At 42.7% G+C, this 14,192-nt stretch carries 14 protein-coding genes; 12 read left to right on the top strand and 2 right to left on the bottom strand.

The genetic code is table 11. From position 1 onward, the window contains the following. The first annotated feature begins 338 nt into the window (after positions 1-338). From Q7J41_RS15125 to Q7J41_RS15100, 6 genes are all read left to right on the top strand, one after another. A complete protein-coding gene (locus Q7J41_RS15125) occupies positions 339-908 on the top strand; it encodes a hypothetical protein (RefSeq protein ID WP_304889272.1) in 570 nt (189 codons plus the stop codon). A gap of 4 nt (positions 909-912) precedes the next feature. Beyond that, on the top strand, positions 913-2,493 hold the full coding sequence (locus tag Q7J41_RS15120) for a hypothetical protein (protein ID WP_304889271.1): 1,581 nt from the start codon (positions 913-915) through the stop codon (positions 2,491-2,493). A 258-nt stretch (positions 2,494-2,751) separates the two neighbouring features. Beyond that, a complete protein-coding gene (locus Q7J41_RS15115) occupies positions 2,752-3,522 on the top strand; it encodes a transporter substrate-binding domain-containing protein (RefSeq protein ID WP_304889270.1) in 771 nt (256 codons plus the stop codon). A 163-nt stretch (positions 3,523-3,685) separates the two neighbouring features. Further along, on the top strand, positions 3,686-4,351 hold the full coding sequence (locus tag Q7J41_RS15110) for an amino acid ABC transporter permease (RefSeq protein WP_304889269.1): 666 nt from the start codon (positions 3,686-3,688) through the stop codon (positions 4,349-4,351). Beyond that, the gene (locus tag Q7J41_RS15105; RefSeq protein ID WP_304889268.1) at positions 4,332-5,060 is read left to right on the top strand and encodes an amino acid ABC transporter ATP-binding protein; all 729 of its coding nucleotides are present in this window, start codon (positions 4,332-4,334) and stop codon (positions 5,058-5,060) included. The genes Q7J41_RS15110 and Q7J41_RS15105 overlap by 20 nt, the downstream gene beginning before the upstream one ends. A 154-nt stretch (positions 5,061-5,214) precedes the next feature. Further along, the gene (locus Q7J41_RS15100) at positions 5,215-6,381 is read left to right on the top strand and encodes a hypothetical protein (RefSeq protein ID WP_304889267.1); all 1,167 of its coding nucleotides are present in this window, start codon (positions 5,215-5,217) and stop codon (positions 6,379-6,381) included. 62 nt (positions 6,382-6,443) lie between these two features. On the opposite strand, the gene Q7J41_RS15095 is transcribed toward Q7J41_RS15100, so the two are convergent. Together Q7J41_RS15095 and Q7J41_RS15090 are read right to left on the bottom strand one after the other, a co-directional pair. Continuing rightward, positions 6,444-7,682 (bottom strand): glycosyltransferase family 2 protein, encoded by a 1,239-nt coding sequence (locus tag Q7J41_RS15095; protein WP_304889266.1) that lies wholly within the window; start codon positions 7,680-7,682, stop codon positions 6,444-6,446. A 290-nt stretch (positions 7,683-7,972) separates the two neighbouring features. After that, on the bottom strand, positions 7,973-8,176 hold the full coding sequence (locus Q7J41_RS15090) for a hypothetical protein (protein ID WP_304889265.1): 204 nt from the start codon (positions 8,174-8,176) through the stop codon (positions 7,973-7,975). Positions 8,177-8,333: 157 nt separating this feature from the next. On the opposite strand from Q7J41_RS15090, the gene Q7J41_RS15085 reads away from it, so the two are divergent. The 6 genes from Q7J41_RS15085 to Q7J41_RS15060 all read left to right on the top strand — a co-directional run bounded on the left by Q7J41_RS15085 (position 8,334) and on the right by Q7J41_RS15060 (position 14,096). Continuing rightward, positions 8,334-9,209 carry an efflux RND transporter periplasmic adaptor subunit gene (locus Q7J41_RS15085; RefSeq protein ID WP_304889264.1) on the top strand — a complete coding sequence of 292 codons (876 nt, stop codon included), beginning with the start codon at positions 8,334-8,336 and terminating at the stop codon, positions 9,207-9,209. Beyond that, complete coding sequence (locus Q7J41_RS15080) at positions 9,209-9,898, top strand: ABC transporter ATP-binding protein (protein ID WP_304889263.1); 690 nt, start codon at positions 9,209-9,211, stop codon at positions 9,896-9,898. The genes Q7J41_RS15085 and Q7J41_RS15080 overlap by 1 nt, the downstream gene beginning before the upstream one ends. Continuing rightward, complete coding sequence (locus tag Q7J41_RS15075) at positions 9,891-11,063, top strand: ABC transporter permease (protein ID WP_304889262.1); 1,173 nt, start codon at positions 9,891-9,893, stop codon at positions 11,061-11,063. The genes Q7J41_RS15080 and Q7J41_RS15075 overlap by 8 nt, the downstream gene beginning before the upstream one ends. A 21-nt stretch (positions 11,064-11,084) precedes the next feature. Next, positions 11,085-11,756 (top strand): response regulator transcription factor, encoded by a 672-nt coding sequence (locus Q7J41_RS15070; RefSeq protein ID WP_304889261.1) that lies wholly within the window; start codon positions 11,085-11,087, stop codon positions 11,754-11,756. An 18-nt stretch (positions 11,757-11,774) separates the two neighbouring features. Next, on the top strand, positions 11,775-13,088 hold the full coding sequence (locus tag Q7J41_RS15065; protein WP_304889260.1) for a HAMP domain-containing sensor histidine kinase: 1,314 nt from the start codon (positions 11,775-11,777) through the stop codon (positions 13,086-13,088). 243 nt (positions 13,089-13,331) lie between these two features. Further along, entirely contained in the window at positions 13,332-14,096 is a 765-nt protein-coding gene (locus Q7J41_RS15060; protein ID WP_304889259.1) for a histidine kinase N-terminal 7TM domain-containing protein, read from the top strand. Positions 14,097-14,192 lie beyond the last annotated feature (96 nt).

Raw genomic sequence — 14,192 nt, 5'->3', positions numbered from 1 at the left:
TTTTTGATGATGGATTTCGTTTGTTTTCGATCACACTTTTTTTTCGATTATTCAAAATTTTACCTCATTTGGAAATCGTTCTATCGGCAAATGAAAAATTTGCGAATTTGCTGCAGAGACGGGATTTGTAAAGCTTTTTTCACGTCTTTAATTTGGAAATGAGTCCGAATCATTCTATTTTTTGACTTCTAGTTGGATATTATATCATATTTGTAAATATTTGTAAAAATAATATGAATAGAAAAAATAGCTGAGCTGTAAATCTTGTTATACATTTTAGGAAAACTTTGTTATAATAGAAAGCAAAGACTGATAGCAAGTATAGGAGTGGGGTTATTATGGCAAATGAACAGGAACTCAATAAAAAAAATGAGTACTTTGAATATGTTGAATCACGAATTGAAAATTTAGAAAAGCTGATTTTGAAAAAGGATGAAGAATTAAAATCACTGATCCTCAGAACCGTCCAAGGCGGTTCATCACAGCCAGGGAAAAACCTGCTCAGGGAGAAGTCACAGCTTCACGATCCAGGCAATTTCGAGCGCGTGTTTGAAGATCTGAAAGAAGAAGAAACCCGGTTTTTGAAAAACGATGGTGAGATTCCCAATTATAAGGCTGAGGAGCTCAATAATCAATTAGCCAATATCGAAAAACGGGAAAAAATGGTTCAGGATATGCTGGATTCATTGGGGACAGCTCTGGCTATTTTGAAAAAGCGTCACGAAGAAGTGAATCGAAAAGAAGCAACCCTGAATCGCGAGTATCAGAAGCTTCAGGAAATTGAAGCCTTGTATCGGAGCACCGAAGGTTTGGACGCATTGACTTCGACCTTTGGGCAGATTTCAATCGATGGCGGAAGTTCTCAAGAAAACGACAGAACCTCTCTAAATAAAGACAGCAAGGAGTGATTTGATGAAATTAAGTTTTGGTAAATGCTGGGGTTTGTTATTTTTTGATATTGTTGGCTTAGCGATCTCCGGTTATGCTTTTTTATTGGGATATCAGGTAATAATGACGCTTGCCAACGCAAATGCCTATATTATTCTGATGGGTTTTTTTGTCGGGATTAAGGCGATCGTCTTAGCCTTATACGATTTAAACAGGAACTTGCTACGCAAGAATATCCCCTTTATCGGTGGCGGAATTACAATTATCGGCAATGGCATTATTTTTGCGATGTGCTTCTTTCTGATACCAAATGTCCCGCTGACATTTTTTATCGGCTTAGCCATTGCTGACTTTCTGATTATCACTCTGTGCCATCTGTTATGGTGGGTTCTCATCGGTAAGGATGAAGATTATACAAAAGAACCGAAAACATCAGCAAAAGAAGAACGAGTGCCTAAGAAAGAAAATAAGAAAGCCGCTAAAAAAAACCTGAAAAATGAACAAAAACGAGAACCGGAAAAAGTGGATAAGAATCCGGGGAAAAAAGTGAAAAGTGAGAAAAAAACCTGGCTATCCCGGGATGATGAAGAAGAATCCGAGTATGATAGCATCTTTACCAGCCTGCTGGAAAATGAAAAAAGAGGACAGCAACGCTATGTGGAATCCCCGAAAGCCGATGCACCAAGAATTGTTGAAGAAGAAAAGCGCTATCAAACCAGCGATTTTCTCAATGAAATCAAGGAAAATTTAAAGAAAGAAAATAAAATACCGCTGGAGCCAACAGCAGTGCAAGATGGAGTGACGATGAAATCGGTGGCGCCGGAATTTACCCCATCACCGGTAAAAATACCAGCGGGATTACCACCCATGGAGTCAGTGCAGAAAAAAAAAGCCGGGATTGAATCAACGCCGTTAATGAATAATCAGCCAGTTGGGGAGACCATAATTCTACCAGCGCAGCTATCGGAAACGACAAATCCGATTTTACTGCAGAACAACAATGATCTTTTTGGTGATTTGCCAACGATTAAAGAGAAAAAACCGGATTTTCAAAAAATGGAGACTGCGAATTTAAGGGCATCTGAAATAACTGCATCGGAAATGGGTGACAATGAAGAAGGTTTTCTTTCGATAGAGCGTCGTCTTGGCTATCTGTTTCATGAAATTGAAAAATCCATGAAGGAAACCCAATATCTTCAAGGGGCAATCAGTAATTTTCAGAAGGAAGTGGAAAATTATGAGCCGATTGCCGGCGATGAAAAAATTGTTGCTGCCGGAAATTTGATTCGTGAAAAGCTGAAAATGATCATTGATAAACAATTCGTTGTGGATGAAGTGCTGGATGATCTTATTCGCCTATCCAAACTGATCAATAAACGGATCAATGATTTAGATGTTATTGAAGCGGGTCTGAACGAGCGCAAGATCGCATTGGATCAAAAAGACTTGCTATTGGTCGAAGCCCGAAACCGTAACCCAGTGGAGAAAGAAATAGAAATAATGCCAGAAGAAGTGGTGTTGGAAAATCTGGATTCCGAGTTCATCGTTGCCGAAGGTGATTATGAATCGATTCGGAAATATCTGACCGAAAATCAGGAAGAATAGAGCGGGATTAATTCAATTTACAACCCCCAAAAGAGTGGATAGAGGCGCTGGGCTTGTACGAGTCTGGCGCACACTGGAAATCGAAACATCGTATCATATCCCGATCAATCATTGGGGAAACATTAACCATCCTTTTGTTATAATCGATGGTTTTTTTTATTGCGAATTTTTAATAAAAATGATATACTGCTACCTGTATAAAAGTGGGTGTATTGGCTAAAGATACATCAAAACTTATTATTATTAGGAGGAAAAGAAATGAAAAAAATCACTAAGCTCGGTGTTTTGGTTATGGTAGCGGCGATGGTTTTATCACTTGCTGCTTGTTCCGGGGGAACAAAAACTAGCAGTGATACAAAGAAATATGTAATCGCTACAGATACAACATTCAAACCATTTGAGTATGAAAATGAAAAAGGTGAACGGGTTGGGATTGATATTGATCTTTTAGCAGCCATTGCTAAAGACCAGGGATTTGAATATGAATTGAAGGCCGTCGGTTTTGATGCTGCCTTAGGCGAAGTATCGACTGGCCAGTCTGATGGTATGATTGCCGGAATGAGTATTACCGATGAACGTAAAAAAACCTTTGACTTTTCTGATCCCTACTTTGATTCTGGTGTCGTTATGGCCGTTTCATCGTCAAACAATACAATCAAGACTTATGCCGATCTAAAAGGACAAAAAGTAGCAGTTAAAACTGGAACAGAAGGGTCAACCTTCGCCGATTCAATTAAAGATCAATATGGTTTTACAACGGCATCTTTCCCGGATTCAGCCAATATGTACGAAGATGTCAAAGCCGGAAATTCGGTAGCCCTGTTTGAAGACTATCCGGTCGTTGGGGATGCAATCGCCAGCGGAGTACCACTTAAAATGGTGACTGAGATGGAAAAAGGCAGTTCTTACGGATTTGCAGTTAAAGCTGGCGAAAATGCTGAACTAATCAAAATGTTTAATACCGGTTTAGCCAACTTAAAAGCCAATGGCGAGTATCAAAAAATTCTGGATACATATATCAAAAAATAATCTGTTAGCAACAATTTAACACGTTATTAATTTTGAAATCATCTGTCAGCAGCGATGCTACTGGCAGATGATTTCTCTAAGTTATCTAAAAGTGTTTACTTGCGTGATCCCTTGCGCGAGAGTAAAGACTGTTGGACAACTGGAAGCATAGAAGGAGGTTGACGTGAATATACTCACATTAGTTGTACAGTATTGGCCCCGTCTGATCGCAGGACTGGGTTTAACGATTCAAATCACAATCATTTCCCTTATTTTAGCAGGTATTTTAGGGATGGTTTTTGGGCTCTTATCGGTATCAAAAAGAAAAACCTTAAGAGCAATTGCCCTTGTTTATGTGGATATTGTCCGGGGGACACCATTGTTGGTCCAGGCATTTTTTATCTACTTCGGGATACCGATGGCTCTGGGGATTCAATTAGATCCGGTTGTTTCCGGGGTTATTACCTTAAGCCTGAATGCCGGCGGTTATCTGGCCGAGATTGTCCGCGGCGGAATTGAGTCGATCAGCAAAGGTCAGATGGAAGCTGCCCGAAGCCTGGGTTTACCCTACGGAATGGCAATGCGGAGTGTTATTTTGCCCCAGGCGATTCGCACCATGACCCCGGCTTTAATCAATCAGTGCATTATTACCTTAAAGGATACGTCGCTGCTGTCGGTAATCAGTGTGACCGAATTAACTCAAACCGGCCGGTTGATCATTGCCAATAATTACCGATCCTTTGAGGTATGGCTCATTGTTGCGGTGATGTACTTTGTTATTATTATGATCTTATCAAAGATTTCAAAACGAATTGAAAGGAAAATGTCTTATGGGAAAAGTAAAAATTAAAAATCTCAAAAAGAGTTTTGGTGATTTAGAAGTCCTGAAGGATATTAACCTGGAAGTCAAAGAACAGGAAGTAATCTGTATAATTGGGGCTTCCGGTTCGGGGAAAAGCACGCTTTTGCGCTGTATCAACGCCCTTGAAGATGCCAGCAGCGGTACCGTTGAGGTTGATGGAAATGATATTACCAGGGCCGATGGCAATATCAATAAATATCGACAGGATATTGGGATGGTCTTTCAGCAGTTTAATCTTTTCCCGCACATGACAGTTTTAAAAAATATTTCCTTTGCACCAGTAGCGCTCAAACTCAAAACAAAAGCAGAAGCCGAAGAAACGGCATTGAAACTGTTAAGACGGGTTGATCTGGAAGAAAAAGCCAATGTTTATCCAGAACAGTTATCCGGCGGGCAGCAGCAGCGGGTGGCCATTGCCCGGGCGCTGGCGATGAATCCGGATGTCATGCTTTTCGATGAGCCCACTTCAGCCCTGGATCCCGAAATGGTTGGGGAAGTTTTAAATGTAATGAAACAACTGGCAAAAGATGGCATGACCATGATCGTCGTTACCCATGAAATGGGATTTGCCCGAGAAGTGGCCGATCGGGTGATCTTTATTGATGAAGGTTTTATCGTCGAAGAAGGTCCTCCAAGTGAAATCTTCGGCAATCCCAAAAACCAGCGAACCATTAATTTCCTGAATAAGGTTTTATAGTAACCAATGTATTATTTTATCCGGTTAGCAGGACGTTAATCAATCCGTATCAATTAAACCATCTCGTGAGAGGTGGTTTTTTCTGGCTAGTGGTAATGATTTCACTTTCAGGGTATAATTGGGGATAGAATGCCAGAGAGGGGATTAAATAGCGATGATGATTAAAGAGCGGTTGATTGATTGGTTTGACGGGGTTAAAACAAGGGTAATGGAAAATAAACAGAGGACCGGAGCCCTGCTGTGTGCTCTTCTTGCGCTGATTGGTTTCTTTTTACCATTTATGAGTGCCAAGGCTGATGTATCGGTAGCGGGGATCATGAACAATAGTGTGGCAGTGATTAGTCCCGAATATGACATGATCAATTTTACCTTAAGTGATTTTGTCTGGCAGGAGCCGATTGACGAATTTGAGATCTATGGGGTGCCGCTGGGTAACCTCAAAATACTGGATCAGCCGGTACTGGAAATGCTTAGAAATCCACTGCCGGAAAAGGGTTACGTTAGCAGTGTAAATGAGGCTTTATCAAGCCCGGCGCTGGATTATCTGGTCGATCCCAAGGTTCAGGAAATTGTCGCTACCCGGTTTAGTAATGGGGCAAATATTAATGCCATTCTGGGTGACCTATGGACGATGATTCAAAGTGCCAGAAATATTGCGGCTAAGGTTAATGATGTGACCATTCAGGCCCGGCAATCGATGGATCAGGTTAACGCTGCGATGGCCACCGTTGATGGTTATAAAGCCACCGCCAATAGTGCAATTCTGATTCTATTTCTGGTTATCATTTGTTTGGTGGTGCTCATTTTATATAAACGGGCCAGTATCAAGCTGTCTATCTTTATTTCGGGATTATTATCGGCGTTGTTTATGGCCGTTGGGATTGGCACTGCGGTTGCTAACAATAAAATTAATGAGCAGCTTGCCAGTTTGGCAAGTCAGGTGAATAACGGCATTGTCGATGCGCTGAGAGCTATATTAACCGGAACATTTGGCGATGTGGGGACATTTATTGCCAATTATATCAGTGGCCAGGCTAATTTTGTGGTCATGGCCTTTACCCTGCAATTGGAAGCCGGGTATTGGATCACTCTGCTGGGTCTGTTGGGAACCTTGATACTACTGATATTGACTGACCGAAAAGAGCAACGGATCAAAGTGGAAGCGGAAATCCAAACCGAGCTGGACGAATCGGTTTTAGCTGAAGAAATTGATCAAGCGATTGAAGCCCAGAAAGACCTGCAGGCGGTGGCTTTATTAAACGAAGTCAGTGAAATGGCAGATGCGGACCAGATAGCAATGAGGGCTGAAATTAACAAGTAATTCATTCAATAACAATAATTCAAGATAGAAAAAAAGGATGATCTGCGGATCATCCTTTTTGCTTATTCGACTAATTGTGAGATCTTGATACTTTTAGTATGCTCAATCGGTTCCCAGATTTCAATCGGTTTAATGAAACATAAGACATTAATGGGAATCCAGGAGGCCAGATAAAACCAGAAAGAAAAAACCGAAATATTGTTAATCTGACGGATTTTTTTGCCTTCTAACCATAAAACCATGGCGGTAAAGACCACGCTGAAGATGACGCCGCCAATGGAAAAGAGAATCGCAAAGGTCAAAGCGTTGGACCAGACACTGGTGTTGACAAACAGCATCCCCAAAATGATAAAGGAACAAATGGTATAAATACAGGTTAGCACTTGCATAAAGGGGGCAACCAGAAACATCAGCATGTCCATGGCACAACGATTTTTATCCTTGATCACGGCATCGATGAGCTGCGGCGAATACTGATTGAAACACTGGATGGTACCAGTTGACCAACGTTTGCGCTGAGACCAGGATTGATCAAAGGTAATCGGATGTTCGTCGTAGGTAACCGCCTCGGGAACCCAGGCGACCCGGTAACCCTTAATGATGCATTGGGTGGTAAATTCGATATCTTCGGTCAGACTAAAAGTTTTGAAGCCTTCTTTTTTAATAACATCGGCATGCATCATAAATCCGGTTCCATTTAAGGTGGCGGACCAGCCCAATTTATGGCGAGCCAGGTTCATAAAACGATTCAAGGTCCAGTAAAACACCGATTGGCAACCGGAAATCCACGAATCTTCGGGATTCTTACTGTCCCGGTAACCCTGGGCAATTTTTTCGCCTGATTCAAGAACGTTGTTCATCGAGGTGATAAAATGCTTATCCACCAGGTTATCGGCATCAAAAACGCAGAAGGCATCATAGACATCATTTTCTTTAAAAATATAATCAAAGAACTGGGAAAGGGCGGCGCCCTTAGATTTGACTTCGGCGGTACAGGTCATAATCTTGGCACCATGCGCAAGCGCCACTTCTTTGGTATTATCGGTGCAATTATTGGGAATTACATACACATCCATTAATTCTTCCGGATAATCCTGCTGATGAAGGCTTTCGATGAGATTACCAATAACCGCAGCCTCATTTCGTGCGGCAACCACCACAGCAATGCGGTTTTTGGGAGGGGAGAGTACATATTTATTGTGTTTGGTATACCCAAATAGTCCGATACCTAAGTAATAGATACCATAAACAAAAAACGGGATGCCTAAAATAAATAGCAGAGTAAAAATTTGTGAAACCATCTCTATTTAATTTCTCCTTCATATTAAGTTATATCGATCGCTATCAAAGCCGGAAACAAATTGTGTTGTTCGGCTCAAGTAACTACCTGATATAGTATAAATGCTTTCTTTTCATGACACAACCACCAGGAATAGCCATTCGTGGTGGTTGTGTGAGTTTATGTATGTCGCATTTAAGTACCATCATTCTAACACGAAACAGAGTATTTATCAAGGATATGGGGTGTTTCCTGAAAACGAGACCATTGATATTTTAAGGTTGTTCAAAGGTTTGTATTGATTTTATATATTTATAAATCCTCTGAATTATCTTTAATCAGGCGGGTACGAGGCATTTCTGTTTTATGCATATTGGCAAAATAACCCCAGAGCATAATTAGTCCGATTGGCCAAATCAGGAGACTCCAAACAACCAACCACCATTTGGAATAATAAAACGGTTTTTTTTCAGTGCTATCCTCTGCTTCCATCATATCTAATTTATCTTCTAACATTGTCACGTCCTCCTTTTTTCTTTGTTGAACTATAGATACCCTAAAACTACGAAAAACAACAAAACTGGAAAAACTTAAAAAACTAAAGGGTTCATTTTAAATTCATATTGAATGTTTAAACTGGCTATAAAATAAAATCAATGGTTGGAGGATCGACGTGAAAAAAGGAAAAACAAAGCAGATTATTATTGGCTGTGTTGTTGGGGTGTTGGTAATTGCGGGAGGATTTGCGGGATATCAGGTTTTGGCAAATTCTGCAAAAGATCAGTTTACCGAGACATCGACGACAATGGGAAATATTGTCAATGACAATCGTTTTTCAGGGGTAATTGAGAGTCAATCCCGGGAAGATATCATGGCTTCCAGTGCCCTGGAAATAAGTGAATTCTATGTCAGTGAAGGAGAAATAATTGCCGAAGAGACTGATCTTTATGCACCGGTCTCGGGGGATATTGTCACCGCAACCGTTGCCGGGGAAGTTGCCGAGATTTATTATGATGAAGATGATACTGTGGCAGCCGGTGGGAAAATTATGGAGATTGTGGATTTTATTAACCTTCAGGTCAGTATCAAGGTCGACGAATATCAATTGTCAACTCTGGCAGTGGGAGCACCGGTTACCATCAATATCGATAGTATTGGGCGCAGTATTCAGGGATCGGTCAGCGAAATCAGTCGGGAAGCTAAAAACGAAAATGGAGTGGCTTATTTTACCGCCATCGTTGATTTTCAGGGAGATACACAGATTCGCATCGGTATGAATGCGGAAGTGGTCATCGTTAAGGAAAAAGCCGAAAATGCAGTGACAGTTCCGGTGGATGCCATTCAATTTGGGGCCGACAACGAGAGCTTTGTCCTGGTAAAAGGCGAGTCTGAAAATCCTCAGCAGCGTCCGGTAATCACCGGAATAACCGATGGTATCAATATTCAAATAACCGAAGGTCTTACCGAAAATGAGGTAGTTTTAATGCCCGTGATGACAACCACCGAATCATCAACATTTCAGCGACCGCAAACTGGTGGTGAACTCTAATGCCCGAAAAAATATTGGAAATGAAGAATCTCATCAAGACCTATATCATGGGTGATGAAGAGCAGGTGGTTTTAAAAGGAATTGATCTGGAAATCAATCGCGGCGATTTTCTTTCGGTACTAGGACCGTCCGGTTCGGGAAAATCCACCTTGATGAACATTATCGGCTGTCTGGATGTCCCCACCAGTGGGACCTATTATCTGTCCGGCGAATTAATTCGCGATCTCCCTGAGGTCGATCTTTCCCATATCCGCAACCGCGAAATCGGCTTTATTTTTCAGCAGTTTCAACTGTTGCCACGGTTATCAGCGCAGAAAAATGTGGAGCTGCCACTTATTTATGCCGGGGTGCCCGAGAAAGAACGGCAGGCCCGCAGTGCTCATATTCTGGAACGGGTGGGGCTGGCCGATAAAATGAACAACCGCCCCAATCAGTTATCGGGCGGCCAGCAGCAGCGGGTGGCCATTGCCAGAGCGCTGGTCACCGAGCCAACCATTCTGCTGGCCGATGAACCTACCGGAGCCCTGGATCAACAGACCGGTCAGCAGATTATGGCGCTCTTTAAAGAACTTTATCAGGAAGGAAAAACCATCGTGATGATCACCCATGATGCTGATGTGGCTAAAAACGGCAGCCGGATTGTCCGGATTGTCGATGGGAATCTCAGTGAGGGGGTGTACAATGCTTAAGGAAAGTATTAAAATGGCATTAGAAAATATCGTCAGCAATAAAATGCGATCCTTTCTCACGATGCTGGGCATCATTATCGGAGTGGGATCGGTGATTGCGCTGATCACCATTGTTTCGGGAGCCACCAGCACCGTCACCGATCAGGTAGCTTCTATGGGGGCTAATACAGTGACCGTCCAGGTTCAGGGAACACCATTGAAACAGGGGCTGACCCAAGGCGATGTCAACAAGATCGCTGAACTGTCAAACATCTCTGGGATTGCCCCAACCATTTCCGGTCAAACCTCCGTGGCCTTCGAGGGAAATACCATGGATGAGATTACCCTTCAGGGCAAGAATGACGTCTATTTTGAAAATACCGAAGATGTCATCTCATCCGGTCGAATCATTAAGTCCATTGACACCGAAAATGAAAGCCGGGTGGCGCTGATTGGAAATGACATTGTCAATGAACTCTATGTCGGCAAAAATCCCATTGGCCAGGAAATTAAAATCGGCGGCATTACCTATAACGTCATCGGGATCTTACAGGAATCGGACAGTTTTTCTTCCACGGATACCAACAGCTCAGTAATCATCCCCTATACCACCGCCATGGGCGTGGTGGGAGCCAAATACATTAACAGTATGACTGTCTATATTGCTGACGAGGCTCTAGCAGATACGACAACCCGGCAAATTGAAGGGGTTTTAACAAAAGCTTTTAATGGTGACGAAGATGGTTACACGATCGTCAACATGCAGAGTATCCTGGAGACCATTGAAGAAATGACCAGCATTCTGTCGATGATGCTGGCGGGGATCGCCTCGATCTCGCTGGTAGTCGGGGGGATTGGAATTATGAACATGATGCTGGTCTCGGTCACCGAACGCACCAGCGAAATCGGCTTGCGCAAGGCGTTGGGAGCAGAGCCGAAACAGATTCAGCTCCAATTCTTAATTGAATCGGTGGTACTCTGTCTGATTGGCGGGATCATTGGCTTTATCCTCGGGGTCAGCCTGGCCTGGGTGGTGGCCAATCTGATCGGAACCAGTTTTGCCCTGACTGCCTCCACCGTTTTATTAGCGATTGGCTTTTCCGCCGCCATCGGTGTGGTTTTTGGTTTTATGCCGGCCCGCAAGGCTTCCCGACTCAACCCCATTGATGCGCTGCGAAGTGTTTAGGAGAGAAAACAGGAGAATGAAATGTTCAGTATTTTAATCTGCGAAGATGATAACCACATACGCCGCCTGTTTCGGGATACTCTGGAAAAAGAAGGCTACTCAGTTTTTGAAGCAATCGACGGCGTTATGGCGCTGGACGAGCTGGGGAAAAATCATATCGACCTGTTGATCACTGATGTGATGATGCCCCATATGGATGGGCACGTATTGACCAAAACCCTGAGGGATGGGGGCTTAGAGCTCCCGATCCTGATGATTACCGCCAGGGAAAGCATCGATGATAAAAAAACTGGTTTTAAAGCCGGAACGGATGATTATATGGTCAAGCCGGTGGATATGGATGAGATGCTGCTGCGGATTTTTGCCTTATTGCGCCGAGCCAAGATAGCCAATGAACAACGGCTGGTGGTGGGAAAAACGATTCTGAACTATGAAGCTTTAACATTGAGTATCGGAGATGAAACGACTACCCTGCCCAAAAAAGAGTTTCTGCTGCTGTTTAAACTGCTGTCGGCACCCAACCGGATTTTTACCCGAGCCCAAATTATGGATGAAATCTGGGGGTATGAAAGTGAAAGTGATCACCGCACTGTGGATGTCCATATCAAACGGTTACGGGAAAAACTGGAAAACAACCGGGATTTTGAAATTATCACCGTCAAAGGCCTGGGCTATAAAGTCCGGGTTTTATAGCCCGGCATGAGGAGTCATATGAAAAATAAAATTCTTCATTCAATCTACACAAAATTTCTGGTAACCTTTTTAGGGGCGCTTTTTTTCTCATCCACCTTAACTTTTGGGGTGATTTATTGGTCCCAGTTGGGAAATGTTCTCGATCAAATCCGGGTGGAGTTGGTCAACCAGGCTCAGGCAGTGCAGACCCTGAATCAGGAACAGTTGAGTGATGGTGCCATCACTGGCTTATATACCCAGGGCATTGTGGTGTCCCGGATCTATGCCAGTCTGGATGAAGTCGGGGCAGTACTGTCTGAGGATGAACGGGCAAAACTTGAACAGGGCGAGATTGTTTATCTGAATGCCCACCAGTCCCACGACTTTCCGATGGCGCTGGGAAAACTGACCGAAGGTTACGTCGTTACCATGCCAAATCTGGAAAAAAATCAAATCGTCGGCTTTATGAACCTCCAGCGCACGACCATGCTGCTAACCTTGCTAATTGGCTCGGTGCTGATTGTTATTGCCGTAGCGATGATTGCCAAACCGATTAAAGCTGTTTCCGAAGCCACCAAAAAAGTAGCCGATGGTGATTTTGATATCAGACTGAAGGTCACTGGAAAAGATGAGCTGGCGGTGTTGGCTCAAAATTTCAACATCATGACCGCCGCACTGTCACGAAATGACTATATCCATCGGGATTTTGTCAGCAATGTTTCCCATGAGTTTAAAACTCCGATCGCCTCCATTAAAGGATTTGGTAAGCTCCTGAAAGATCCTGATATATCAGAAACCCAGCGGCAGGAATATATCGATATTATTGTCGATGAAAGCGACCGGCTCTGGAAACTGTCTTCTAATGTGTTAAAACTATCAGAATTGGAGAATGGCGTTTTGGGGCTGAAGAAAGAAGCCTTTGCGCTGGATGAATCCATCCGGCGGGTGGTGCTGCTGCTGCAGGAAAAGTGGGAAGCTAAAAATATCGATCTGGATATCCAGTTGGATGAAATTACCTACAAGGGTGATCAGGAACTGATGGCCCAGGTTATTATCAATCTATTGACCAATGCTATTCACCATAGCCCGGTCGATGGCGAAATCAGGATTGATCTCCACGCCACCTCCAAAGAAATTACAATATCAATAGCCGATACCGGAAAGGGGATTTCCAGGGCGGATCAGGAAAAAATCTTTGATCGCTTTTACAAAGCCGATCAATCCCGCAGTACCCCCGGTACCGGGTTGGGACTTACCATATCCCAACGCATCGTCAGTCTTCACGGCGGAACCATTGCCGTGGAAAGTGAGCTGGAAAAGGGCAGTAGCTTTTTTGTCAGACTGCCCCAATAAAAAATATCAAACAAGTCAATCATCCGTCCTGGGGTAAAAAGTTAAGACCGCGTTCCTGTTAAAAACATACCTCATCATGGCCGGGGATTGGTTTTTTTGTGTTGGTAATAGCTTTTAAAATCGCCGTTGTTTTAGATTATCTATGGATTTTGTTATAAATTACATTGAAGTTGTCGGCAAAATAATATATCATGAAATCATGACTATTATTATTTATACCAAAACAAAAGGATGTTAGCAGATATGACAATGTATGATTCGCTTATTATTTTATATTCCATCGGACTAGTTATTTCAATCATTTGCATCATTGGTGTAGCTCTTCAAAAACCTTCCGATGAGCAGAAACTGATGCTGCTTATTTCCTTTTTTGCTTTTTTAATATCATTAGGATACTGGTTTGGCATCCAGTCCAATTCGGTAGAAGCCATTATTATGGCTTATAAACTGATGTACCTCGGTGGGTGTAGCATTTATTTTCTGTTCGTCTTATTTTTCGTCCGCTATTATAAAATAAAAGCACCAAAACTTTTTTTCCCTATTTTTGGTCTGCTCTGCATCTTGCTTACCGGTGCAACCCTGATGATCGATCAGCATCACTGGTTTTATCAAAGTTATACCTTTGCCTATGAAACCGGCGTCCCCGTGCTTATCAAAGAATACGGAATTCTTCATACTGTCTATATGGTGATGGAAGCCGCCGTTGCCCTAGGTCTTATCATCATCGTTATTTATCAGAGCAGCAAACGGAAAGACAAGGAAAAGTGGGAACCTTTTTTGTTGGTGGCAGTGCCTTTAATTCCAGCAGCAATTCATATTGGTCGATTATACCTACCAACCCAAATAGACCTGGCATCCATCGGTATTTTGATTTCGGAGCTCTTATTGATTGTGCTGATCTATCGGTTGAAGATCTATGACATAAACGATACCGCCAAACAGTTGATCATCGATTCCATGGATTGGAGTGATATCATAAAAGTGCAGTCCCAAATTGCAAGGAAATGAGGTAAAATAGAAAGAAAAAAGGACTGATAAATTATGAAAAAAGCATACAGCGCAGAAGAACGCTTTGAAGCGTTAAAACTGGCAAGTGAAATTGGA

The sequence above is a fragment of the Acetobacterium sp. genome (assembly GCF_030652775.1).
Classification (GTDB): domain Bacteria; phylum Bacillota; class Clostridia; order Eubacteriales; family Eubacteriaceae; genus Acetobacterium.
This window is presented reverse-complemented; position numbering and strand designations above follow the sequence as displayed.